The following is a 22,974-nucleotide window of genomic DNA, read 5'->3' on the forward strand; positions in this document are numbered from 1 at the left end:
CCCGCATACACCAGGATGCGGGCGTAATGGCCGAACATTTCGGCAACTTTTGCACAAACGCAAGATTTTGTGTGACGGCCAGCATATCCGCCCACAAAATCCGGTGTAAGCGAGGCGCCCAACGGTCGCAAGCGGCAATCTGTGCCGCTTTCAAAAAAGCCGAGGGCGCTAACCCGAAGGTCAGGGGGGAGGTGGTGGGTGAACGCGCTCATCCGGCCCCCCCATGCGAACGGGGTACGCCGATCCGCCGTATCTCCCAACGCAAGTCTATGCCGCTCTGCGCTTTCACGCGGCGGCGCACCTCCTCGCCCAAGGACTCGATATCCTCAGCCGTGGCATCGCCCAGATTGATCAGGAAATTGCAGTGTTTTTCGCTGATCTGTGCCCCGCCGATGGTCAAACCCCGGCAACCAGCGGCATCGATCAACTGCCAGGCCTTATGCCCTTCCGGGTTGGCGAAGGTGGAACCACCGGTGCGGGCGCGCACCGGCTGGCTGTCGGCGCGGGTCTGCTGGATCGCCTCGATCCGCGCCTGGATAGCGTCCCTGTCGTCAGGTCGACCACGCAGGGCGGCGGCGGTGAAGATCACATCCTCGGGCAGGCCGCAATGGCGGTAGGTCAGGTGCAGTTCATCGCGAGTCCAGCGCCGGATATGGCCCTGGCCGTCAACCCCTTCGGCCCAGTCGATGACATCCACCAGTTCCCCGCCATAGGCGCCGCCATTCATGCGGATGGCCCCGCCGATGGTGCCGGGAATGCCGGAGAGGAATTCCAGCCCCGTCAGCCCGGCCTGCTGGGCCGTCAGCGCCACGTTCAAATCCAGCGCGCCAGCGCCGGCAATGATCATTTCGCCTTCGACATGAATCTCGGCAAAGGCGCCGCCCAGGCGGATCACCACACCCGGCACCCCGCCATCGCGGACCAGCAGGTTCGACGCCACACCGATCACCGTCACCGGCACATCGGCCGGGCAGCGGGCCCGGAAATAGGCCAGATCATCCCGGTCGGCCGGACGGAACAGCAGCTCGGCATTGCCGCCGACGCGGAACCAGGTGGTCGGCCCCAGCGGCGCATCGGCCACCAGCCGCCCGCGCAGGTTGGGTGCCTGTTCCTTGATCCGGTCGATCAGCGGGGAGGAAACCATCAGTCGGCACCCCCAATGGCAAACAGCTTGTCCAGCTCAGCCGGCAGGGCGGTGGCCCATTGGGTGATGGTGCCTGCGCCTAAGCACACCACCATGTCACCGGGCTTGGCGATGTCCTTTACCAGGGCGGGCAGGGCGTCGGGGCCGGAGAGGGCCCGCACATCGCGGTGGCCGCGCACGCGCAGGCCATCGACCAGATCATCGCGGGACGCGCCGGCAATCGGCTGTTCACCGGCGGCATAGACATCCGCCACCAGCACGGTGTCGGCATCGTTGAAGCAGGTGCAGAACTCGCCGAACAGGCTTTGCAGGCGGGTATAGCGGTGCGGCTGCACCACGGCGATGGTGCGGCCGGTGCCGGCCATGCGGGCGGCCTTCAGCACGGCGGAGATTTCCACCGGGTGATGGCCGTAATCATCGATCACGGCGATGCCATTGCTTTCACCGGTCTTGGTGAAGCGGCGCTTCACGCCGCTGAACTTGGCGAAGGACTGGCGGATCGCCTCGTCGCTGATGCCCAGATTGATGGCCACGGCGATGGCGGCCAGGGAATTCTGCACATTATGCAGGCCATACATCGGCAGGTGGATGCCGGTGATGGTGCGTGCCTCCCCCCGTGATTCCCCGCGCGCGCGGTCGCTGACCGCCACGTCATAGGCGCAGCCGCTGGTATCGGTTACCACATTGATGGCGCGCACATCGGCCTGGGGGGAGAAGCCATAGGTGACGACGCGGCGGTCCACCCGGCCCAGCATGGCTTGGACCTCCGGATGGTCGATGCACAGCGCCGCGAAACCGTAGAAGGGGATATTCTCCACAAACCGGTCGAACGCCTTCCGCTCCTCCTCGAACGTGCCGTAATGGTCCAGATGCTCCGGGTCCATATTGGTGACGATGCCGATGGTGGAGGGCAGCTTGGTGAAGGTGCCGTCGCTCTCATCGGCTTCCACCACCATCCAGTCACCGCTGCCCAGCTTGGCGTTGGTGCCCAGCGAATTGATGATGCCGCCATTGATGATGGTCGGGTCCATCGCCCCGCCTTCCAGCAGGGCCGCCACCATGCTGGTGGTGGTGGTCTTGCCATGGGTGCCGGCCACGGCGATGGACCATTTCAGCCGCATCAGCTCCGCCAGCATTTCCGCCCGGCGCACCACCGGGATCATGCCGGCGCGGGCGGCCACGACCTCCGGATTGTCCTTCTTCACGGCGGAAGAGATGACCAGCACCGCTGCGGTGCCCAGATTTTCCGCCCGGTGGCCGATCTCCACCTTGATGCCCAGCTTGCGCAGCCGCTGCACATTATAATTATCGGACATGTCGCTGCCCTGGACGGCATAGCCCAGATTGTGCAGCACCTCCGCGATGCCGGACATGCCGATACCGCCAATGCCGACAAAATGCAGGGTTCCGATGTTCAGCGGCAGGGCCCGCATGGCTTAAACTCCAAACAGAAAATCAAGAAGGCCGGTTTTACGGCGCGGCGTGGGTGCAGTTTCGGCTTCGTAATGATGACTTGTGGCCTTTTCACGGCCCTGTCGTGCCAGATGGGGCCGCGTCGTCGGCCCATTGCCCAGCAGCAGGGGGAAGGCGGTTTCCAGGTCGCTGAGGCTGGGCGGGGGGACAGATTGCCTCATGCTGCGCGCTCCCTGGCCAGACCCAGCACCGCATCGGCCAGCTTCTCCGCCGCTTCCGGGATGGCCCAGCCAGCGGCGGCCGTGGCGGCGCGCGTCAGTTGGGCCGGGTCGGCCAGCAGGGCGATCAGCTTGTCGGCCAGCACGGCGGGTGAAAATTCCGTCTGCGGAACGACCCAGGCACCGCCAACCGATTCAACCGATCTGGCGTTGGCGGTCTGGTGATCATCCATGGCGTATTGATAGGGGACCAGGATGGAGGGGCGGCCCACTACCGTCAGTTCGGCAACCGTTCCGGCACCGGAACGAGCCACCATCAGGTGGCAGCCGGCCAGCCGGTGCGGCATATCCTTGAAGAAGGTGGCCAGTTCGCACTCAATGCCCATCTCGTAATAGGCTTTGCGCGCAACCTCGATATTTTCCGGGCGGGCCTGCTGCACGATCTTCAGCCGATAACGCAAATCTTCCGGCAGCATTTCGATGGCGCGGGGTACCACTTCGCCGAAAATGCTGGCCCCCTGGCTGCCGCCGGTGATCAGCAGATTGACCGGCCCGCCCGGTACGGGGGCCGGATAGGGGGCGTCGCGCAGGGCCAGGATATCGGGTCGCACCGGGTTGCCGGTGCGGATGATGCGCCTGCCATCGGCGGGGCCCAGCCCCTTCACCTCGGGGAAGCTGGTGCAGATGCGGGCGGCCTTGCCGATCAGCAGCCGGTTAGCCCGGCCCAGCACGGCGTTCTGTTCATGCAGCAGGGTGGGAATGCCGGTGGATTGCGCGGCAAACACGGTGGGGACGGACGGATAGCCGCCGAAGCCGACCACGACGGCCGGGTTCAGGCGGCGCAGCAGGCTGCGCGCCTGCGCGGTGCCCAGCACCAGATCGACGGCCATGCGGGCCTTGCCTAGCAGGCCAGCGGCCCCGTTCGACGCGCGGATACGTTCCACCCGCACATCGGGCAGGCTGTCGCCAAACGCCTTGCCGCGCGGATCGGTCACCAGAACAGGCAAATGGCCGCGCGCCATCAGGGCGCGGGCCAGGGCTTCCGCCGGGAACATATGGCCGCCGGTGCCCCCGGCGGCGAGGATGATGGGGCGGGCGCTCACAGGCCTTCTCCCGGTGACAGACGTTTGCGGGTCAGGGCCAGCAGCATCCCGGTGCCGATCCCCAGCGCGATCAGGGAGGAACCGCCATAGGAGATGAAGGGCAGGGTCATGCCCTTGGTCGGCATCAGATGCAGGGCGGAACCCATATTGATCAATGCCTGCAGGCCGAACTGCATGGCCAGCCCGGTGGCGGCCAGCATGACAAACAGGCTCTGATCATTGGCGGCGCGGTTGAAGCTGCGGATCACCACGATGGCGAACAGCACGATGATCAGGGCGCAGACCACCAGCCCCAATTCCTCCCCGGCGACGGAGAAGATGAAGTCAGCATGGGCATCGGGGATGGCCATCTTCACCCGGCCCTGACCGGGGCCGGTGCCCCAGATGCCGCCATTGGCAAAGGCTTCCATGGATTTTTCGACCTGATAATTCTCACCCGTTGCCGGGTTCAGGAAGCCATCGATGCGCTTTTGTACGTGTGGGAACAGGAAATAGGCGCTGACCAGACCGCCCATGCCCAGCACCACCATGCTGGCCACCAGCACGATGGGCAGGCCGGCCAGGAAGAACTGGCCGAAGAAAATGGAGGTGATGACGAAGGTCTGCCCCAGATCAGGCTGGCTCATCAGCAGCAGCACGATCATGGCATAGAGGGCGCAGTTCACCTGGATGCCGGGAAAATGGCCCCCCGTCGGCCCCGGTGTGCGGTGGAGCGAAAACATCCAGGCGGAGATAACGGCGAAGGCCGGCTTCAGGAATTCCGACGGCTGCACCGACGACAGGCCGGGCACATGGATCCAGCGCGTGGCGCCCTTGATCTCCTCCCCGATGAACAGGGTCAGCACCACACCGACAACGGCCCCCCCGAACAGCACCACGGCCAGCCGTCGCACCCCGCGCGGGGTGAGCAGGGAGACACCGACCATGATGGCCAGCGAGGGCAGCAGCATGATCAGGTGGCGTTCGATGAAGTGGAAGGTGGTCAGCCCGATGCGGTTTGCCACCGCCGGGCTGGCCGCCTGGATCAGCACCACACCGATCACGGCAATGGCGATGATGATGGCCAGCGTCCAGCGGTCCACCGTCCACCACCAGCGGCCCAGAACCGAATGATCGGTGCGGGAGAAGGAGAGCATGGGCTCAATCCCCCTGCCGGGTAGTGGCCAGGGATTTTGCCGCCGCCGTGAAGGCGTCGCCCCGCACCTCAAAATTCGGATATTGGTCAAAACTGGCACAGGCCGGCGACAGCAGCACCACGGGCGATGCCTCCCCATCGGCCTTGGCGGCGGCAAAGGCGGCTTCCACCGCCTTTTCCATCACGCCGCAGCGCGTATGCGGCACCTTATGATCGGCCAGCCAGCCGGCAAAGGCTTCCGTCGCTTCGCCGATCAGGAAGGCATGGCGGACGGGGCCGACCAGTTCTTCTAGGCCGGCAAGGCCGGTATCCTTGGGCTTGCCGCCCAAAATCCAGTAGATCGGCTGATAGCAGACCAGCGCCTTGGCCGCTGCGTCGGCATTGGTGGCCTTGCTGTCATTGATGAAGCGGACGCCATCAATCACCGCCACCTGCTGCTGCCGGTGGGCCAGACCGGGGAAGGTGCGCAAGCCATCCAGAATGTCGGAATGGGTCAGCCCGCCGGCCCGTGCCAGGGCATAGGCGGCCAGCACATTCTGCCAATTATGCTGGCCGGGCAGGGTGGTCAGTTTGGTCAGGTCGGTGAAGGGATGGGGCGTGCCTTCGGTGGCATCGACCAGCACGCCATTTTCCACCCCGATGCCGCCCAGCGGCACACCATGAACAGAAATACGGATCACCCGCCCGTCAAATTCCCCGTCCAGCGCATCGGCCATCTGGCGGCAGGGCTCATCATCCACGCCGATCACGGCCACCTGCGGCCTGCCATCGCCCTTCTGGAAGATGCGCTTCTTGGCGGCGATATAGCCATCCATCCCGCCATGCCGGTCCAGATGGTCGGGCGTGATGTTCAGCAGCACGGCCGCATCAAAGCCGAGCGAGGGGGTCAGTTCCAGCTGATAGCTGGACATTTCCAGCACATAGACACCGTTCTTACCCAACCGGTCGATGCTGAGCGCCGGGATGCCGAAATTGCCGCCGATCAGGGTGGGCCGGTTGGCCCCGGCGAAGATATGGCCGGTCAGTGCGGTGGTGGTGGATTTGCCATTGGTGCCGGTGATGCCGACATAGAACGGGGCCGGCACGGCCCGGGCCAGCAGTTCAATATCGCTGACCAGCGGGATGCCCGCCGCCTTGGCGCGGGCGGCCACCTTGTTGGGCTGTGGGAAGCTGTGCGGGATGCCGGGGGAGAGCACCAGCAGTTCCACCCCGGCCAGATCGGCGCTGTTCAGGTCGGTCAGGGCAATGCCCTCGGCCAGTGCCGCCTGTTGCCCGCCGGCCCCATCATCCCAGGCCAGCACCTCGGCCCCGGCATCCAGGGCGGCGCGCGCGGCGGTAAGGCCCGAGCGCGCCAGACCCATCACCGCAATTTTGCGCCCCTTCAGGATGCCGAGATCGATCATGATGCCCCCTTGGATTACCGTAGCTTGAGGGTGGAAAGGCCGATCAGCGCCAGGATGACGGCGATGATCCAGAACCGGATGACGACGGTAGGCTCCGACCAGCCCTTCTTTTCGAAATGATGATGGATCGGCGCCATGCGGAACACGCGCTTGCCGGTCAGCTTGAAGCTGGCGACCTGGATCATCACCGACAGCGTCTCCAGCACGAACAGCCCGCCAATGATGGCCAGCACCAGTTCATGCTTGGTGATGACGGAGATGGCGCCCAGTGCGCCGCCCACCGACAGCGAACCGGTATCGCCCATGAACACCATGGCCGGCGGGGCGTTGAACCAGAGAAAGCCCAATCCGGCCCCCACCAGCGCGCCGCAGAACACCGCCAGTTCACCCGTGCCGGGCACATGGATGATGCCCAGATAGTTGGAGAAGATGGCATTGCCCGACAGATAGGCGATCAGCCCGAAACAGGCGGCGGCGATCATGATCGGCACGGTGGCCAGCCCGTCCAGCCCATCCGTCAGATTGACGGCGTGCGACGAACCGATGATGACGACCACGGCAAACGGCACATAGAACCAGCCGAGATGGATCAGCAGATCCTTGAAGAAGGGCAGGGCCAGCCCGCTGCCCAGCTCCCACGGGGTGACCGCGAGATACCAGCCGGTGGCCAGCAGGGCGACGACGAAGGTGGCCACCAGTTTCAGCTTGGAGGACAGGCCCTTGGTATTGCGCTTGGTCAGCTTCAGATAATCATCGCCGAACCCGACCAGCCCGAACCCGACCGTCACCAGCAGCACGATCCAGGTATAGGTATTGGTCAGATCCACCCAGAGCAGGGTGGAGATGATGACGGCGATCATGATCATCAGGCCGCCCATGGTGGGCGTGCCCTTCTTCTTCAGATGCGTTTCCGGCCCGTCGGTGCGGATGGGCTGGCCTTCCCCCTGCTTGGATTTCAGCCAACGGATGACGCGCGGACCGATGACGAAGCTGATGATCAGCGCGGTCATGATGGCCCCGCCCGTCCGGAAGGTCAGATACCGGAACAGGTTGAAAATCTGGAACTGATCCGCCAGGGGGTAAAGCAGATTATACAGCATTCTTGTCTCTCGGTTCCCCGCCATTCAGCGTGGCGGCTGTCCCCTGCGGGTCGAATTTGTCAATTTTATTGGCCATGGCCTTCACGGCGTCCACGACGGTGGCCATACGGCTGCCGGCAGAGCCCTTCACCATCACCACATCACCGGGGCGCAATGCGGCCGCCAGCAGCGGGGCCAGGGCGGCACTGTCCGCCGCATGGGCCCCGCGCATGGCGGCCGGCACGGCGTCAAACAGGTGCCGCATGTTGGGACCGCAGCAGTACAACAGGTCGCAATGCCCGGCCACCAGGGCGGGGGCGACACTGACATGCAGTTCCGGCGATTGTTCGCCCAGCTCCCGCATGTCGCCCAGCACGGCGATGCGGCGGCCACCGGCACCCGGCGGCACCTGCCCCAGCACCCCGGCGGCGGCCTTCACCGATACCGGGCTGGCATTATAGCTTTCGTCGATCAGGGTCAGCGTGCCGCCCGGCAGGGCGACGGTGCTGCGCTGGCCCCGCCCCTTGATGGGGGAAAGGTTGGCCAGTGAGGCGGCGGCGATGGCGACGTCGCCACCCGCCGCCTTCACGGCCAGCAGTACGGCCAGGCTGTTGATGGCATGGTGCCGGCCCGGCAGCGGGATGGCGTAGGTGACATCCACCCCATCGATGCGGGCCTGCAAATGGCTGCTGTCGGGCAGCAGGTCCAGCGCCAGCAGACGGCCATCGGCGGCGGCATCGGCCCCGAAGGACAGGATATGCAGGCCCTGGGTACGGGCGGCGGCCAGCAGGCGGCTATAATGCGGGTTGTCACGCGGCAGCACGGCGGTGCCGCCTGGCCCCATACCTTCAAAAATCTCCGCCTTGGCGTCGGCAATCGCCTCCACCGAGGGGAAGAATTCGATATGCACGGCCTCCACGGTGGTGATGATGGCCACGTCCGGGCGCACCATGCGCGACAGGGGGCCAATCTCCCCGGCATGGTTCATGCCCAGTTCGAACACGCCGAACCGGCTGTCGGCCGGGAAGCGGGAAAGCGACAGCGGCACGCCCCAATGGTTGTTCAGGCTGCCCAAGGTGGCGAAGGTCTTGCCCTGGCTTTCCAGGGCAACCTTCAGCGCTTCCTTGGTGCCGGTCTTGCCGACGGAGCCGGTGACGGCGATCACCTTGCCACTGGCGTTCAGCCGGCCCATGCGGCCCAGATCCTCCAGCGCCGCCATGGTGTCTTCCACCTTCACCAGACGGGCATCCTGTTCCAGCCCGGCGGGAATATCGGCGACGATGGCACCGGCCGCCCCTTTCTCCAGGGATTGGGCGACGAAGGCGTGGCCGTCGAAATTTGGCCCCTTCAGCGGGATGAACAGGTCACCCACCGCCACGCTGCGGCTGTCGATGGAAACACCGGTGGCCGCCCAGGCAGCGGTGCCGGCCCGCCGGCCATTGCAGGCCGCCGCCACATCATCCGCCGTCCACAGGACTTCCGCCATTTCCCCACCCCACTTCCAACACCAGCCGGGATGCCCATCCCGGCCCCCCGTGACACCAAAATCAAAGCGCTGCGACGGCCGCCCGTGCCACCGTCGCATCATCAAAGGGACGCACCTCGTTGCCGATGATCTGTCCCTGTTCATGCCCCTTGCCGGCCAGCACCAGCACATCACCGGGGCCCAGTTCACCCACCGCCAGGGCGATGGCCTTGGCGCGGTCATCCACCTCTGTTGCGCCGGGGCAACCCGCCATCACTTCGGCCCGGATGGTGGCCGGCACCTCGCTGCGCGGGTTGTCGTCGGTAACGATCACCCGGTCGGCCAGTTCGGCGGCGATGCGGCCCATCATCGGGCGCTTGCCCTTGTCGCGGTCTCCACCGCAGCCGAACACCACCGACAGCCGGCCATGCGTATGCGGCCGCACCGAGCGCAGCACCGTTTCCAGCCCATCCGGCGTGTGGGCATAGTCCACATAGACCGCCGCGCCATTGGGCAGGGTTGCCACCATCTCAAGCCGGCCCCGCACGCCCGTCAGGTTGACAAGGCAATCCGCCGCCTGTTCCGCATCCGTACCGGTTCCGATCACCAGCCCCAGGGCGCAGAGCGCGTTCCAGACCTGGAAGCGCCCGACCAGCGGCAGCTCCAGCGTGCGGCGCTTGCCGAACAGGTCCAGTTCCAGCCGCTGGCCATGGGGCAGGGGGGTGGCGTCAATGACGCGCAGTTCCTTGCCCGCCGTGCCGAAGCCGATGATGGTCTGCTTGCGGGCATGGGCCACGCTGGCAATCTGTTCATATTCCGGGATGTCGGCATTGATCACTGCCGTGGCGCCCTTGGGCATCACCCGGTCGAACAAAGCCAGCTTGGCCTGAAGATAGGCCGCCATCGTGCCGTGATAATCCAGATGATCACGGGTCAGGTTAGTGAAGCCGGCCGCCTCCACCACCACCCCATCCAGGCGGAACTGGTCCAGCCCGTGCGACGATGCCTCCATCGCCAGATGGGTAACACCGCCACGCGCCACATCGGCCAGCGTGGCGTGCAGGGCCACCGGGTCCGGCGTGGTCAGGCTGGGGGTTTCCGGGAAACCATCGGCCACCAGCCCCAGCGTACCCATGGCCCCGGCCTTGTGCCCCAGTGCCTGCCAGAGCTGGCGGGTGAACTGGGCCGTGCTGGTCTTGCCATTGGTGCCGGTGACGGCGGCAATATGGGTCGGCTGCTCGCCATGGAAGGCGGCGGCCAGCAGGGCCAGCCGCCGGCGCGGGTTGGTATCTTCAATCAGGACCACATCGCCCGCACCCTCGGGCAGGCGGGTGCCCTTGGGCGCCAGGATGGCGACGGCACCGGATGCGATGGCCTGCGGGATGAAGTCCCGCCCATCACGCACAGTGCCCGGCAACGCGGCGAACAGCGTTCCGGGCACCACCTTGCGGCTATCCGCCGTCAGGCCGGTGATGGGTGGGTCGCGTTCCAGCGCCAGGGCCGATACCGCGATTTCCGTGCGCGACGCCATGATGTCTGACAGCCTCTTTGTCATTCCTCATCCCCCGCCGCCGGGCTGGATACCGGTAGGGAGGCCAGTTGCGCCCCCGGTGCGGCCGGCCGGACCGGCCGCACCGCCAGCGCCTGTATGATCTGCGGGGAATTATTGTCCTGCGGCTTCACCCCCAGCAGCGGGCCGATCTGGGCCACGATGGAACCGATGGCCGGTGCCGCCACCCAGCCGGCGGTGGCGTAACCATAGGTCTTCTTGGTGCCCTTGGGCTCATCCACCATGACATAGACGACATAGCGCGGGTCATTGATGGGGAAGGCCGCTACCATGGAGGAGACGCGGGCGCCGCGCACATAACCACGGCCCTTCACCTTATCCGCCGTACCGGTCTTGCCGCCGACGACATAGCCCGGCGTATCTGCCTTGGTGGCCGTGCCTTCGGTTACCACCAGCCGCATCAGCTTGCGCATCGCATCGGAGGTTTTTTCGGAGATGATGCGGGTGCCGGGTACCGCAGCCGGGCTTTCCGGCTTGAGCAGGGTGGCCGGATGCATGACGCCGCCATTGACCACGCCGGAGACGGCAGCCACCAGATGCACGGGGCTGACCGACATGCCATGGCCGAAGGCGATGGTCATCATATTCACCTCGCGCCAGGGGTTAGGCACCATCGGCCAACCCCGTTCCGGCACTTCCAGGTGAACGGGCTTCAGGAAGCCCAACTTGTTCATGAATTCCTTCTGCGCCGTCGGCCCCACCTCCATCGCCATCTTCACAGAGCCGATGTTGGAGGAGACCTTGAAAATTTCCGGCACATCCATCCATTTATTTTCCGGATGAAAGTCGCTGATGGTGAAACGGCCGATACGTATCGGCCGCGTGGCATCGAACATGTCGTTCATATGCACACGGCCCGATTCCAGAACCATCGCTGTGTTGAAGATCTTGAAGGTGGAGCCCATTTCATACACGCCCAGCGTGTTGCGGTTGAAACGGGGGTCGGTATCCTGCTCCTCCGTCGGCGGGGGCGGGGAATGCGGGTCGAAATCGGGCACGCTGACCATGCCCAGCACCTCCCCGGTGCGGATATCCATCACCATGCCGGCGGCACCGATGGCGCTGAACTCTTCCATCGTGTTCAGCAGCTCGCGGCGCAGCACATGCTGCAGGCGCACATCGATGGACAGGCGCAGCGGCTCTTCACTTTCCTTCAGGCGGGTATCGAAGGACTGTTCGATCCCCATCAGGCCGTTATTGTCGATGCCGCTGAACCCCACCACATGGGCGGCCAGGGGGCCTTGCGGATAGACGCGCCGTTCTTCCCGCTGGAAATCAATGCCGGGGATGCCCAGGCGGAAAATATCCTGCTGCTGGCGCGGGGTCAGATTGCGCTTCACCCAGATGAAGCGCTTGTCGGACTTCAGCTCCTGCGTCAACTGCGCGACATTGATGTCCGGCAGCACGCTGGCGATCTGTTCGGCCGCCTCTTGCGCATCCAGGATCAGCTTGGGGTCGGCGAACAGCGACGCCGTGTGCAGGGAGGTGGCCAGCAGCACCCCGTTACGGTCCACAATGTCGGCCCGCGTGCCGGTGCCGTGGCGCGCGGCGGTCTTGGCCACCGCGCCCTTGCCCTCACCCCGGCCGAAATCCACCGTGGCGCCCACCAGCTTGGCACCCACGGCGCCGAAGCCCAGGCTGAACACGGCCATCAGCACCATCAGACGGGCGCGCCCCTGCTCCAGCGCGCCCTGCGCTGGGCTGTGCAGCCGCACGCGCGGCTCCGCCCGGCCATTGCCGGCACGGTCGGTGCCGGCCAGGTCGAAACCGGTGAGGCTGAAGGGCGCATCGGTCATCGGGCGACTCCATAATTCACCATCATCACCGGGGTGTCCTGCCGGGCGGCGATGGCGGGTTCATGGGACGGGGCGGGGCTGGGCGCCGGCCTGGGCGCCCCCGGCTTGCGGCCGGGAATGGGGGTCAGGCGCAGCGGTGCAGCGTCCGGCTGGCGGTCGGGAATGTCGGTCAGCACGGCGATCTGCTGGGCGCTGGTGGGGGCCAGTACCAGATGTTCGCGCGCCATGCGTTCCAGCGTGGCTGGATCGTTCAGGGAAGCCCATTCGGCCTTCAGCACCTGAATGGACTCGCGTTCTTGCTGGATGGTGCGGTTGATGCGCGCCAGCTCCCGCTCCTGTTCCTGGGCCTTGTAGCTGGTTTGGTACAGGATGCCGGAGGCAGCACAGATGGTGCCGATCCAGATGATGGTGGACTTGCCGATCATACGGGTTCTCCCGTCGACCAGGCGGGGGCCTGGGTGCGGATAGCAGTGCGCAACCGGGCGGACCGGGCGCGCGGATTGGCGGCCTGCTCTGCCGCGCCGGGGGCGGTCCCCGATTTGGACAGCAGGCGGAATGTGGGGGCCGGCGGGGTGGCCACCGGTCCCGGTACATGGCGCGACGGGCCGGGCAGATTGCCCGAGCGCTGGCGCATGAATTCCTTCACCACCCGGTCTTCCAGCGAATGGAAGGTGACGACGCAGAGCCGCCCGCCGGGGGCCAGCAGCCGCTCGGCGGCGGCCAGGGCGCGCTCCAGCTCCCCCAGCTCATCATTCACGTGGATGCGCAGGCCCTGGAAGCTGCGGGTGGCCGGGTCGATCCCGTCCTTGGATTTCGGCACGCAGGAACGGATTACATCGGCCAGATCGGCCGTGCGGGTGAACGGCTCGATGGCCCGGCGGGCCACGATGGCGCGGGCCACGCGGCGGGACAGCCGTTCTTCCCCATAATGATAGAGGATATTGGCCAGATCATCTTCTTCGGTGCTGTTCACCACATCGGCGGCAGTGGGGCCATCGGCCCCCATGCGCATGTCCAGCGGGCCGTCGAAGCGGAAGCTGAAGCCCCGCTCCGGCGTGTCGATTTGGGGGGAGGAGACGCCGATATCCAGCACAATGGCATCCACCTGCGCCACGCCCTGGGCGGCCAGCAGATCGGCCATATCGCCGAACCGGCCTTCCAGCACCCGCAGACGGCCGGCATAGGCCGCCTCCAGCGGGCGGGCGCGTTCCAATGCTGCGGGGTCGCGGTCGATGCCCCAGACGGTGCAGGCAGCACTGTCCAGCAGGGCGCGGCTGTACCCGCCCGCCCCGAACGTGCCATCCACCAGCACCTCGCCATCGCGCGGGGCCATTTCATGCAGCACTTCGGCCAGCAGAACGGGGATATGGACCGGGCTTGCCGTCATCATGCCCCCTTCGCCAGGGCGGTCGCCTTGGCCACGATGGTGGAGAGCGAGATGGAATGGGCGCGGGCCAGTTCCGCCATCTCCCGCTCGTGATCCTCGTGCCGGACCGGATCCCAGATCTGGAAGGTCTTGCGGCGGCCGACAAAGACGATGTTTTCGGTGATGCCGGCATAATCCAGCAATTTGGCGGGCAGAATGATGCGCCCCTCGGTATCGGTGCTGATTTCGACGATGCGGCCGAACACGGTGGTTTCGATCAGTTCGCGCTGTTCTTCCGGCATGTTCGGATCATCCAGCGCTTCAGAGAGGGTTGTCAGATAGGAACGCGGGGCCACATCCAGGGCCGGCGCCTTCAGGGAGGGGAAAATCACCATATCGACGCTGGTTGCCGGCGGAAGCGGGCCACCATACAGGGTCGTGCGAAAGGAAGCGGGGATCGAAACCCGCCCTTTCTTGTCGACCTTGTTGGTATGTGTTGACAGGAACATTCCTATCACGCCCCACTTATGGCGCCGTCGGCGCCGGTCCCATCATCCGCACTCCACCACGGGCTTCTTGCCGCCTGTGCCGGGTGCCGCTGATGCGGGTCGGGTTGGGCGGGAATGGACCAGTGATCCCTTTGTTTGGGTTTTCTTGGGATAGCATGGGAGGAATTGGGCGGTCAATGGCTGCCCAATAGAATCCGCATTTTTAGAAGAATTATCCTTATGGATAGGGCTAGTTGTGGATAATTTTATGCATTCTTTGTGCGTCCAATTAATTTTGAATGTTATGGCCTCTCATTATTTAGTTTATATTCTATTTTTTACCTGAACATACTGACTCTTACCCCGAAAGTTTAGGGTGTTTTTATTTCACTTTTTCATAAGAACACTTTGTTTTTCCAGCAAGTGGACGATGCTCCAGGCATGGTTCGTCGGTGTGTTGCAGAAAAAATAGATTTAAATTCGAAATTTAACCTGCGCGTTGAGGTGAGTTCTACTACATATGGTGCCCATATAGGCGACGAACCAATAGATGTGGTGGTTTTTGGTGTCCGAACGAATCATGCTGCAGTGCCGAACAAAAGTTGTGCATTTCGGTCGGAATCGAGCATGTGCAGCAGGTGCTCTGCCTGCGCAATATTCACGTCCCGTTAACATAATTAAAGTGCCAGACGGCCTGTAAGCCGGGTTCTGTCCACCGAACCATATCCCACCTGTGGATGGTATTCGGGGGATGGTCATTCCTCTGGGACGCCCGTTGCCGGACGCCTCGCGCAACCCACCCGGACAGCGACGCGGAAGTGCGCCTGGGCGGTTGCCCGCCCCTGCCGTCCCTATTCGGTTTTGCTCCCGGTGGGGTTTACCATGCCGCCCCTGTCGCCAGGGGCGCGGTGCGCTCTTACCGCACCCTTTCACCCTTACCGGAACCTTGGAATCACAAGGATTCCAACGCGCCGGCGGTCTGCTCTCTGTGGCACTTTCCCTGGGGTCACCCCCGCCGGACGTTATCCGGCACCGTACTTCCGTGGAGCCCGGACTTTCCTCCCCCGTGCGGGTTTCCCCATTGCACGGGAGCGACCATCCAGCCGTCTGGCCTGGGGCTTTTAGGCGTCCGGGCCGGGGAATGCAAGATCGGCTTCGGCGGAAAGCCGCGCCAGGGCGCGCAAGGCAGCCACGCTTTGCCGATCCGCGCCCCGGCCCAGGCTTTCCGGCGCCCAATGGCGCTGAAAGGCGGTCAGCACGCTTTCAAGGCCATTTTCGCCCGTCATTTCCCATGAAATCCCACCAGACTCCGATGGTGGGGCTTTTTCCCATGAAATCCCATCTGCGGACCGGCTGAATGGGGTTTCATAGCCCAGATGGGTCAAAAGCCGCGCCACCTCCCCCGGTTCTGCCGGGCGCTGATCGGCCGGCAGCGGGTCCGGCCAGGCGCCGATGCCAGCCATGGCCAGGGCCAGCCAGCCGAACTTCTCCCCCGGATCCTGCTTACGGTCGGGGGCGACGTCAGAATGGCCCAGCACGCGCAGCGGCGAAATGGGGTGCCGTCCCATGATATCCCGGCAGAGCGCGATCAGCGCTTCCATCTGGGCGCGCGGAAAGGGGCGATAGCCCCATTCATGGCCGGGATTGACCAGCTCAATCCCGATGGAGCGGCTGTTGATGTCGCGCTCCCCGCGCCAGAATGATTTGCCGGCGTGCCAGGCCCGGCGTTCCTCATCCACCAGCTTCCAGATCGTCCCATCCTCTCCCACCAGATAATGCGCGCTGACCTGGGAGGCGGGATCGCAGAGCCGCGCCAGGGCCGACTGCCCATCCGGCATCCCGGTATAATGCAGCACCAGCATATCCGGCGGCCCGCCGACGCGCGGGCCATGGTTGGGGCTGGGATGATCGATCAGGGGCAGGGACATGGGGCTGTGCGGTCTTTTCCCGGAAGAAGGACGGTGACACTATCTCATTGAAACCAGGGAGAAAGAAACATGCTCGACCATATTGGCTTTCCGGTGGCTGATTTCGAAAAATCCATGGCCTTTTATGATCAGGTGTTGCCCAGCGTCGGGGCCAGCCGGCTGGCCCTGGTCACGGCGGAAATGACGGGGGCCGACGCCCATGCCGGCTATGGCACCGACCATCCGTCCTTTTGGATCAGCAGCGGCCAGCCGATGCGGGGCTGCCTGCATGTTGCCTTCAGCGCGGCCAACAGGGCGCAGGTGGACGAATTCTACCGTGTGGCGCTGGCGGCGGGCGGGCGTGACAATGGCCCGCCGCGCATTCGTGCGCATTACCATCCCCATTATTATGGGGCCTTTGTGTTGGATCCGGACGGCCATAATATCGAAGCGGTGTGTCATCGCCCGGAATCGTAAGCGGCGTCAAACCGTGGTTCGACCAAACATGAAGCGTGGCCGGCGGATGATGATGATGCCGATGCCGGCCACCACCAGCAGCCCGCCGGCGATCAGGCTCCAATGCAGCGGCTCGCCCAGCCAGATCACGCCCGACCCGACGCCGAAGACCGGCACCAGCATCAGGAACGGCATGGTCTGGTTGACCTCATATTGTTTCACCAGCGGCTGCCAGAACATATAGGCGACGATGGTGGACATCAGCGCCATATAGGCAAGGCAGGCCCAGGTCTGCCCGCTGGCCTGCATGATCTGCTCCAGCTGGTCCCGTTCGGCGATCAGGCTGAGCAAGGCCAGCTGCGGGGCGGCGAACAGGGCCATATAGGCATTGAGCTGCAAGGGCTCGATCGCCCCCATCCATTTCAGCTGGATGGAGGAGAAGGCGAAGGCCAGGGCCGCCCCGGCGATCAGCAGCATATGCAGCAGGTCGCCCTGGCCCTGGCTCTGCCCGGCGATCACCGCCACCCCGCCGAAGGAGGTCGCCATGCCCAGCGCCCGGCGCCAGCCCAGCTTGTCCTTGAAGAAAATCGCCGCCAGCAGGCTGGCGAACGGCACCTGCAACTGAATGATCAGGCTGGCGATGGAGGCGGTAACGCCAGTCAGCCCGCTCAGCATCAAGGGAAAATGCACGCCCCCCAGGCTGATCGAATAGAACAGCAATGCCCGCATCTGCGCCCGTGGCGGCGGCTTGACAAAGGGTACCAGCACCAGCGCCACCAGGGAGAAGCGCACCGCCATCAGCAGCAGCGGCTGTATCTCCTGCACCGCCTGCCGCGACACGGCGAAATTGGTGCCCCAGATGGCCATGACGGCCAGGGCCATCAACATATGGATGGGTTTCATCAAACGGTTCCGGTCGGCGGGCCGCCAGCCGGAAAGGGCTGGACGCAAGCTGCTGTTTGTTTTTCATCCATAACCGATCCGCCCGCCCCTGTGGCGTGCGCTTTGCGCAGGTCGGGCCGGGCGGCCGGCAAATGGTGGGGGCGGCAAACGGTCTGCAAGGATCGCCCCGGTGGTCGCCATGCCGACGGCTCATCCAGCATTTGCCACAGGCGGGGAGGCCGTGGGCCAGGATATGATCCGGTGACGTCTTCGACCCGATGGGAATTGTGTCATGGCCGAACTGGATGCCTATGAGCTTTATATGCTGTCGCTGGTCAACCGGGCGCGGCTGGACCCGGTGGGCACGGCGGCCGCCTTTGGTATTGATCTGAACCAGGGTCTGCCCGCCGGCACCATCAGCGCCACGCCCAAGCCGGTGCTGGCCCCCAACAGCCTGCTGGAACAGGCCGCCGATGCGCATAGCGCCTGGATGCTGGACAGCGATATTTTCAGCCATACCGGCGTGAATAACAGCAATCCCGGCCAGCGTATCGCCGCCACCGGCTATAGCGCCCGTGCCTGGGGGGAGAATATTGCCTGGCAAGGCACCACCGGGCCGCTATCGGCCCGTGACCTGCAATCCTATATCGAAGCCCAGCATCGCGGCCTGTTCCTCAGCGCCGGGCACCGCACCAATATCCTGGCGGATAATTTCGTGGAGCTGGGGATCGGGCAAAGGGTGGGGGAGTTCACCGGCTATAACGCTTCCATGATCACCCAAAATTTCGGCACATCCGGCAGCGCCCGTTTTCTCACCGGTATCGTGTTTCAGGATCGGGATGGTGATGGCTATTACGATCCCGGCGAAGGGATCGGCGGGGTGGATATCCAGGTTGACGGGCAGGTGGTGGGGCGCACCACGGCGGCGGGCGGCTATGCCGTCACCATGAGTAACGGCACCCATGCGGTCAGCTTCAGCGGTGGTGGCCAGACGGGCAGCGTGGCCGCCGCTGTCACCATGGCCGGGCAGAATGTCGGGCTGGATGTGAAGGCCGCCAGCTTTGTCACCAGCCAGTTCCAAAGCTGGAATGCCAGCCTGAACAAATGGCTGGCGGTGACGCCGGAGAAATATGCCGGCCCCGTCGCCGGGCTGGACTGGCAGTTCCTGGGCAGTGCCGCCGGTGAAGTGGTGTCGGCCAGCGATGGGGCGGATTTCCTTAATCTCGGCGGTGGCAATGATGCCGCCAATGGCGGGGCTGGCAATGATGTCATTGATGGCGGCACCGGTTCCAACTTCCTGACCGGCGGGGCCGGCAGCGATATCTTCTTCGCCGATGGACAGGGCGGCCAGACCAGCTGGTCCACCATCACCGATTTCAGCAAGGGCGAGCAGCTCAGCCTGTGGGGCTGGCAGAAGGGTGTCTCCAAACTGAGCTGGGCCGCCAATGACGGGGCAGAGGGCAACAAGGGGGCGACCCTCCATGCCGATCTGGACGGCAATGGCAGCATCGATATCAGCGTCACCTTTGCCGGGCTGGCCGTCGGCGCGGTCGGCACGGTGGAGGAACGTGACGGGCTGCTGTGGCTGGTGGGGTAGACGCCCCCTCCTTGCTGGAAAAGCAACCCTGGCCCGCTAACCCTGGTGGCTTTCCAATCGCTTATCCCTGTGTATAGTGCGGCGAACCTTTTGAATTGGGATGTCGACCTGGCCTTGGGCGCTGCGCGCGTTCAGTGCCGGAACGGCGTCCCATAAGCCGTATCTGGCGGTTCCCAGCCCGGCCGCCCTTGGGAGATCAGGTTCATGTCCTACGCCGACCGTTTCCGCGAAGCCCTTACGTTTGATGACGTCCTGCTGGTCCCGGCTGAAAGCTCGGTGATGCCGGCGGAGGTCGATACCCGCACCAAGCTGACGGGCAAGATCGAACTGGGCATTCCGCTGCTGTCGGCGGCGATGGATACGGTGACGGAATCGGCCCTGGCCATCGCCATGGCCCAGGCCGGCGGTATCGGCGTGATCCACCGTAACATGGATATCGAACGTCAGGCCGACGAAGTGCGCGCCGTGAAGCGGTTTGAAAGCGGCATGGTGGTGAACCCCATCACCATCCGCCCGGATGCCACCCTGGCCGACGCACTGGCGCTGATGGCCCGCCACCGCATCTCCGGCATTCCGGTGACGGCGGAAAGCGGCAAGCTGGTCGGCATCCTGACCAACCGCGATGTGCGTTTCGCCAACAATCCCAACCAGCCGGTTTCCGAGCTGATGACCCATGAGGGGTTGATCACCGTCAAGCCCGGTGTTGGCAAGGATGAGGCCAAGCGCCTGCTGCACAGCCACCGCATCGAAAAGCTGCTGGTGGTGGATGATGCCTTCCGTTGCATCGGCCTGATCACCGTCAAGGATATCGAAAAGGCCCAGCTGCACCCCAACGCTGCCAAGGATGCTGATGGCCGCCTGCGTGCTGCCGCCGCCACCGGCACCGGCCCGGACGGGCTGGCCCGCGCAGAGGCTCTGTTCGATGCCGGTGTTGACGTGCTGGTGATCGACACCGCGCATGGCCATTCCAAGAAGGTAGCCGATCAGGTGCGCGCCGCGCGTGCCCTGCGCAACTATACCCAGATCATCGCCGGTAACGTCGCCACGGCCGACGCCGCCCTGGCCCTGATCGATGCCGGTGCCGATGCCATCAAGGTCGGTATCGGCCCCGGCTCCATCTGCACCACCCGCATCGTGGCCGGTGTGGGCGTGCCGCAGCTGACGGCGATCCTGGACGTGGTGGAAGCCTGCAACAAGCATGGCGTTCCGGTCATTGCCGATGGCGGCATCAAATATTCCGGCGATCTGGCCAAGGCCATTGCCGCCGGTGCCTCCTGCGCCATGATGGGCGGCCTGTTCGCCGGCACGGATGAGAGCCCCGGTGAGGTGATCCTGTTCCAGGGCCGTTCCTACAAGGGCTATCGCGGCATGGGCTCCGTTGGCGCCATGGCCCGTGGTTCCGCCGATCGTTACTTCCAGGCCGAAGTGTCCAACACGCTGAAGCTGGTGCCGGAGGGTGTGGAAGGCCGCGTGCCCTATAAGGGTCCGATCTCCTCGGTGATCCATCAGTTGATCGGCGGCCTGCGCGCCTCCATGGGCTATACCGGCTGCGCCACCATCGCCGAGATGCGCACCAAGCCGCAATTCGTGCGCATCACCAACGCGGGCCTGCGCGAAAGCCATGTCCACGACATCACCATCACCAACGAAGCGCCGAACTACCGTCAGGGGTGAGGCGTTTTCCGATTTCAGCAGAACGCCCCGTCTATAGGCGGGGCGTTATCCTTTTGGGGAGGGGTAAGTTGAAAGGTTTGGATCTTCTGCTTCAAGCTGAAAGTAGAATAAAGGGGAATGTGCTCAATTTTTCTGAGTGTATTGGTGATGAATTTTATTATCACTATACTGGTATTGAGGCATTTATGAATATTTTCAAGCCAGGAAACGAGAAGAATATAAATTTTTGGCTATCAAGTATTTTATTTATGAATGATAATGAGGAATTTTTTCATGGCGTTAATATTTTGATTAAAGAAATAAAAAATTTTTACTCAAAATCAATTGGAAAAAAAGAAAAGGATTTTTCTGATAGGATAATACGATTTCTAGAATCGACTTCACTTGGGGAGTCAATATTTTCTTGTAGTTTTTCAAGGCACTCGGACTTGTTAAGTCAGTGGAGGGGATATTGTCCGCCGTCTGGTGGCGTTTCTATAGGTTTATCCAGAAAAATTTTCCATTCACTCTCGGATCAATATGCTGGAGTTAGTGGTAATCTAATGCGGGTAATTTATGATGAAGATGAAAAAATTTTTGTTGCGCGATCTGTCATTGAAAATTCTATAGGAGAATTTTTGAGTATCGTTAAGGAGCAAGGCTGTAATGAAAGGGATTTTTTGTTTGTATCTTTTTGTGAGTATTTAGCAATTTTGGGTTCCTGTTTTAAGAATCCTGGATTTTATGAAGAAGAGGAGTTTAGGTACATATGGAAATATCCGTACTATGACATTATTCGAGAAATCTATGATCCCGCATTCTGGAACATAAATAAAAAATTTAGATCAGCGCGAGGACTCATGATCCCCTACGTTGAAAAATTTTTTTATGTTGAAGGTAGTAATGTAGAATTATGCATTGGTCCGGCGCCAAGGCAAAATCTGAATGAAATATCGGTTATGAATTTTATTCGCCAAAATACAATTAAGCCAAAAATTACTTTATCAAAAACGACCTATCGAGCTAACTGAGGTATAGAATGTTCCATCAGATCGACAGCCCGCAAAACCCGCAGTTCAAGGCCTGGGCCGGGCTGCTGGAAAGCCGTGGCATCCGCAAGCAGGGCCAGTTCCTGCTGGCTGGCCTGAAGACGGTGCCGGAGGCGCTGACCCGCTGGCCGGACCTGTTCAGCCGCATCCTGATCCGCCATCCGGAATGGATCGCTGATTGGCCGCTGCCTGAGAATGTGCAGCCGGTGGTGCTGGCCGGTCCCCTGTTCCGCGAACTGGATGTGTCGGGCACGGATTATCCGATCCTGGTGGGGCAGGTGCCGGAGATGCCGCCGGCGGACCTGAGCCTGCCGCCGGAAGGGCTGGAACTGGTCTGTGCCCTGGGCGACCCGGCCAATCTGGGCGCGCTGCTGCGCTCCGCCGCTGCCTTTGGCGCGACCAGGGTGATCCTGCTGGAGGAATCGGCCCATCCGTTCCATCCGAAATGCCTGCGTGCCGCCAGCAATGGCGTGTTCAGCCTGACACTCGCCCGCGGGGGGCGCTGGGCGGATTTGGCCCAGGCTGCCGGCCCGCTGCTGGCGCTGGATGCCGGGGGAGAAGATTTGGCGACATATCCCTGGCCGCAGAATGCGCGGCTGGTGCTGGGGGAGGAAGGGCAGGGGGTGCCGGCGGACCTGCCGGCCACGCGCCTGACCATCGGCACCACCGGGGCGGTGGAATCGCTGAATGCCACCGTGGCGGCCAGCATCGCTTTGTTCACCTATCATGTCGGCGGATAAGGACATGCCGGCGGACCAGCCGGCCCCCGATCTGGCCGCCGTGGCCGATGACCTGCAGGCCAGCCTGTCGGCGCTGTCCAGCGTGGGGGCCGCCGGCCTGCCGGACCTGCTGGCCCGCATCGATGCCCTGAAAGCCAAGGTGGATGCGCTGGAACGCCGCATCCGGGAAGAGATGGAAGGGGCAGACGGGCAGGGCTGAACCCCGTACCATCGGTCCCTATTCTTTTGTGCGGATCGACATTCCTGAACTGATCGCTGACCTTAAGACGTCGTTCATCATCTTGGCTTATAGGCTTGAAGGGTCGCTTTCAGCAGCGGGTGGAGCGGGCGATGGGCGCCGGACTGAAAAGGTTGGATCTGGAAGGGCTGCGGCACGATATCGTGCTGAAGGCTGATGAGCTGCAGGCGGAAGCCGCGCGGCTGGAAGCCTCCAAACCCGATGATGCCGCTATGCTGCGGCGCATCGCCGACCGGCTGATGGTTTATATGCACGAATATCTGCAGGCTTGA

22 protein-coding genes and 1 other RNA gene are annotated in these 22,974 nt (G+C 63.4%); 7 read left to right on the top strand and 16 right to left on the bottom strand.

The features are described from left to right. Positions 1–208: 208 nt before the first annotated feature. The 15 genes from murB to CHB97_RS02885 form a co-directional block, all read right to left on the bottom strand. Entirely contained in the window at positions 209–1,144 is a 936-nt protein-coding gene (gene murB / locus CHB97_RS02815; protein ID WP_089286397.1) for a UDP-N-acetylmuramate dehydrogenase, read from the bottom strand. Then, on the bottom strand, positions 1,144–2,577 hold the full coding sequence (murC, locus tag CHB97_RS02820; protein ID WP_089286398.1) for a UDP-N-acetylmuramate--L-alanine ligase: 1,434 nt from the start codon (positions 2,575–2,577) through the stop codon (positions 1,144–1,146). Before murC ends, murB begins: the two co-directional genes overlap by 1 nt. A gap of 3 nt (positions 2,578–2,580) precedes the next feature. Next, positions 2,581–2,778, bottom strand: coding sequence for a hypothetical protein (locus CHB97_RS02825; RefSeq protein WP_089286399.1), 198 nt, complete (start codon positions 2,776–2,778; stop codon positions 2,581–2,583). Beyond that, positions 2,775–3,878 (bottom strand): undecaprenyldiphospho-muramoylpentapeptide beta-N-acetylglucosaminyltransferase, encoded by a 1,104-nt coding sequence (murG, locus tag CHB97_RS02830; protein WP_089286400.1) that lies wholly within the window; start codon positions 3,876–3,878, stop codon positions 2,775–2,777. The genes CHB97_RS02825 and murG overlap by 4 nt, the downstream gene beginning before the upstream one ends. After that, entirely contained in the window at positions 3,875–5,014 is a 1,140-nt protein-coding gene (locus CHB97_RS02835) for an FtsW/RodA/SpoVE family cell cycle protein (RefSeq protein WP_089286401.1), read from the bottom strand. The genes murG and CHB97_RS02835 overlap by 4 nt, the downstream gene beginning before the upstream one ends. Positions 5,015–5,018: 4 nt before the next feature. Continuing rightward, complete coding sequence (gene murD / locus CHB97_RS02840; protein WP_089286402.1) at positions 5,019–6,416, bottom strand: UDP-N-acetylmuramoyl-L-alanine--D-glutamate ligase; 1,398 nt, start codon at positions 6,414–6,416, stop codon at positions 5,019–5,021. Positions 6,417–6,430: 14 nt separating this feature from the next. Next, entirely contained in the window at positions 6,431–7,516 is a 1,086-nt protein-coding gene (gene mraY / locus CHB97_RS02845) for a phospho-N-acetylmuramoyl-pentapeptide-transferase (protein WP_089286403.1), read from the bottom strand. Beyond that, positions 7,506–8,981, bottom strand: coding sequence for a UDP-N-acetylmuramoylalanyl-D-glutamyl-2,6-diaminopimelate--D-alanyl-D-alanine ligase (locus CHB97_RS02850; RefSeq protein ID WP_089286404.1), 1,476 nt, complete (start codon positions 8,979–8,981; stop codon positions 7,506–7,508). The genes mraY and CHB97_RS02850 overlap by 11 nt, the downstream gene beginning before the upstream one ends. 61 nt (positions 8,982–9,042) lie before the next feature. Continuing rightward, positions 9,043–10,515, bottom strand: coding sequence for a UDP-N-acetylmuramoyl-L-alanyl-D-glutamate--2,6-diaminopimelate ligase (locus CHB97_RS02855; RefSeq protein ID WP_089286405.1), 1,473 nt, complete (start codon positions 10,513–10,515; stop codon positions 9,043–9,045). Beyond that, a complete protein-coding gene (locus CHB97_RS02860) occupies positions 10,512–12,326 on the bottom strand; it encodes a penicillin-binding protein 2 (RefSeq protein WP_089286406.1) in 1,815 nt (604 codons plus the stop codon). The genes CHB97_RS02855 and CHB97_RS02860 overlap by 4 nt, the downstream gene beginning before the upstream one ends. Further along, positions 12,323–12,751: a septum formation initiator family protein gene (locus CHB97_RS02865; protein ID WP_089286407.1), complete on the bottom strand. Its 429-nt coding sequence runs from the start codon at positions 12,749–12,751 to the stop codon at positions 12,323–12,325. Before CHB97_RS02865 ends, CHB97_RS02860 begins: the two co-directional genes overlap by 4 nt. Then, positions 12,748–13,713: a 16S rRNA (cytosine(1402)-N(4))-methyltransferase RsmH gene (gene rsmH / locus CHB97_RS02870; protein WP_089286408.1), complete on the bottom strand. Its 966-nt coding sequence runs from the start codon at positions 13,711–13,713 to the stop codon at positions 12,748–12,750. The genes CHB97_RS02865 and rsmH overlap by 4 nt, the downstream gene beginning before the upstream one ends. Continuing rightward, positions 13,713–14,201, bottom strand: a complete 489-nt coding sequence (locus tag CHB97_RS02875; RefSeq protein ID WP_244559355.1) for a division/cell wall cluster transcriptional repressor MraZ — start codon at positions 14,199–14,201, stop codon at positions 13,713–13,715. Before CHB97_RS02875 ends, rsmH begins: the two co-directional genes overlap by 1 nt. 660 nt (positions 14,202–14,861) lie before the next feature. Beyond that, positions 14,862–15,291, bottom strand: an RNA gene (gene rnpB, locus CHB97_RS02880) — RNase P RNA component class A. 10 nt (positions 15,292–15,301) lie between these two features. Next, the gene (locus tag CHB97_RS02885) at positions 15,302–16,108 is read right to left on the bottom strand and encodes an N-acetylmuramoyl-L-alanine amidase (protein WP_089286409.1); all 807 of its coding nucleotides are present in this window, start codon (positions 16,106–16,108) and stop codon (positions 15,302–15,304) included. A 69-nt stretch (positions 16,109–16,177) separates the two neighbouring features. Here CHB97_RS02885 and CHB97_RS02890 point away from each other — a divergent pair, with 69 nt between their 5' ends. Then, positions 16,178–16,564 carry a VOC family protein gene (locus CHB97_RS02890; protein ID WP_089286410.1) on the top strand — a complete coding sequence of 129 codons (387 nt, stop codon included), beginning with the start codon at positions 16,178–16,180 and terminating at the stop codon, positions 16,562–16,564. Positions 16,565–16,570: 6 nt separating this feature from the next. Here the strand turns inward: CHB97_RS02890 and CHB97_RS02895 are convergent, their stop codons facing one another. Continuing rightward, the gene (locus CHB97_RS02895; RefSeq protein ID WP_089286411.1) at positions 16,571–17,446 is read right to left on the bottom strand and encodes a DMT family transporter; all 876 of its coding nucleotides are present in this window, start codon (positions 17,444–17,446) and stop codon (positions 16,571–16,573) included. Positions 17,447–17,717: 271 nt separating this feature from the next. On the opposite strand from CHB97_RS02895, the gene CHB97_RS02900 reads away from it, so the two are divergent. The 6 genes from CHB97_RS02900 to CHB97_RS02925 all read left to right on the top strand — a co-directional run bounded on the left by CHB97_RS02900 (position 17,718) and on the right by CHB97_RS02925 (position 22,974). Next, complete coding sequence (locus CHB97_RS02900) at positions 17,718–19,022, top strand: CAP domain-containing protein (RefSeq protein WP_089286412.1); 1,305 nt, start codon at positions 17,718–17,720, stop codon at positions 19,020–19,022. Positions 19,023–19,226: 204 nt separating this feature from the next. Beyond that, positions 19,227–20,696, top strand: a complete 1,470-nt coding sequence (gene guaB, locus CHB97_RS02905) for an IMP dehydrogenase (protein WP_089286413.1) — start codon at positions 19,227–19,229, stop codon at positions 20,694–20,696. 68 nt (positions 20,697–20,764) lie between these two features. Further along, the gene (locus CHB97_RS02910; protein ID WP_143270677.1) at positions 20,765–21,706 is read left to right on the top strand and encodes a DUF2971 domain-containing protein; all 942 of its coding nucleotides are present in this window, start codon (positions 20,765–20,767) and stop codon (positions 21,704–21,706) included. 8 nt (positions 21,707–21,714) lie between these two features. Then, the gene (locus tag CHB97_RS02915) at positions 21,715–22,464 is read left to right on the top strand and encodes an RNA methyltransferase (RefSeq protein ID WP_089286415.1); all 750 of its coding nucleotides are present in this window, start codon (positions 21,715–21,717) and stop codon (positions 22,462–22,464) included. Then, the gene (locus tag CHB97_RS02920; RefSeq protein WP_089367389.1) at positions 22,451–22,663 is read left to right on the top strand and encodes a hypothetical protein; all 213 of its coding nucleotides are present in this window, start codon (positions 22,451–22,453) and stop codon (positions 22,661–22,663) included. Before CHB97_RS02915 ends, CHB97_RS02920 begins: the two co-directional genes overlap by 14 nt. A 95-nt stretch (positions 22,664–22,758) precedes the next feature. Next, entirely contained in the window at positions 22,759–22,974 is a 216-nt protein-coding gene (locus CHB97_RS02925; protein ID WP_143270678.1) for a hypothetical protein, read from the top strand.

This window comes from Azospirillum sp. RU38E (assembly GCF_900188385.1).
Classification (GTDB): Bacteria; Pseudomonadota; Alphaproteobacteria; order Azospirillales; family Azospirillaceae; genus Niveispirillum.

Coding starts and splice junctions, on each gene's coding strand:
- murB (WP_089286397.1), bottom strand. CDS start 1,144: ATGGTTTCCTCCCCGCTGATCGACCGGATCAAGGAACAGGCACCCAAC.
- murC (WP_089286398.1), bottom strand. CDS start 2,577: ATGCGGGCCCTGCCGCTGAACATCGGAACCCTGCATTTTGTCGGCATT.
- CHB97_RS02825 (WP_089286399.1), bottom strand. CDS start 2,778: ATGAGGCAATCTGTCCCCCCGCCCAGCCTCAGCGACCTGGAAACCGCC.
- CHB97_RS02835 (WP_089286401.1), bottom strand. CDS start 5,014: ATGCTCTCCTTCTCCCGCACCGATCATTCGGTTCTGGGCCGCTGGTGG.
- murD (WP_089286402.1), bottom strand. CDS start 6,416: ATGATCGATCTCGGCATCCTGAAGGGGCGCAAAATTGCGGTGATGGGT.
- mraY (WP_089286403.1), bottom strand. CDS start 7,516: ATGCTGTATAATCTGCTTTACCCCCTGGCGGATCAGTTCCAGATTTTC.
- CHB97_RS02850 (WP_089286404.1), bottom strand. CDS start 8,981: ATGGCGGAAGTCCTGTGGACGGCGGATGATGTGGCGGCGGCCTGCAAT.
- CHB97_RS02855 (WP_089286405.1), bottom strand. CDS start 10,515: ATGACAAAGAGGCTGTCAGACATCATGGCGTCGCGCACGGAAATCGCG.
- CHB97_RS02860 (WP_089286406.1), bottom strand. CDS start 12,326: ATGACCGATGCGCCCTTCAGCCTCACCGGTTTCGACCTGGCCGGCACC.
- CHB97_RS02865 (WP_089286407.1), bottom strand. CDS start 12,751: ATGATCGGCAAGTCCACCATCATCTGGATCGGCACCATCTGTGCTGCC.
- rsmH (WP_089286408.1), bottom strand. CDS start 13,713: ATGACGGCAAGCCCGGTCCATATCCCCGTTCTGCTGGCCGAAGTGCTG.
- CHB97_RS02875 (WP_244559355.1), bottom strand. CDS start 14,201: ATGTTCCTGTCAACACATACCAACAAGGTCGACAAGAAAGGGCGGGTT.
- CHB97_RS02885 (WP_089286409.1), bottom strand. CDS start 16,108: ATGTCCCTGCCCCTGATCGATCATCCCAGCCCCAACCATGGCCCGCGC.
- CHB97_RS02890 (WP_089286410.1), top strand. CDS start 16,178: ATGCTCGACCATATTGGCTTTCCGGTGGCTGATTTCGAAAAATCCATG.
- CHB97_RS02895 (WP_089286411.1), bottom strand. CDS start 17,446: ATGAAACCCATCCATATGTTGATGGCCCTGGCCGTCATGGCCATCTGG.
- CHB97_RS02900 (WP_089286412.1), top strand. CDS start 17,718: ATGGCCGAACTGGATGCCTATGAGCTTTATATGCTGTCGCTGGTCAAC.
- guaB (WP_089286413.1), top strand. CDS start 19,227: ATGTCCTACGCCGACCGTTTCCGCGAAGCCCTTACGTTTGATGACGTC.
- CHB97_RS02915 (WP_089286415.1), top strand. CDS start 21,715: ATGTTCCATCAGATCGACAGCCCGCAAAACCCGCAGTTCAAGGCCTGG.
- CHB97_RS02920 (WP_089367389.1), top strand. CDS start 22,451: ATGTCGGCGGATAAGGACATGCCGGCGGACCAGCCGGCCCCCGATCTG.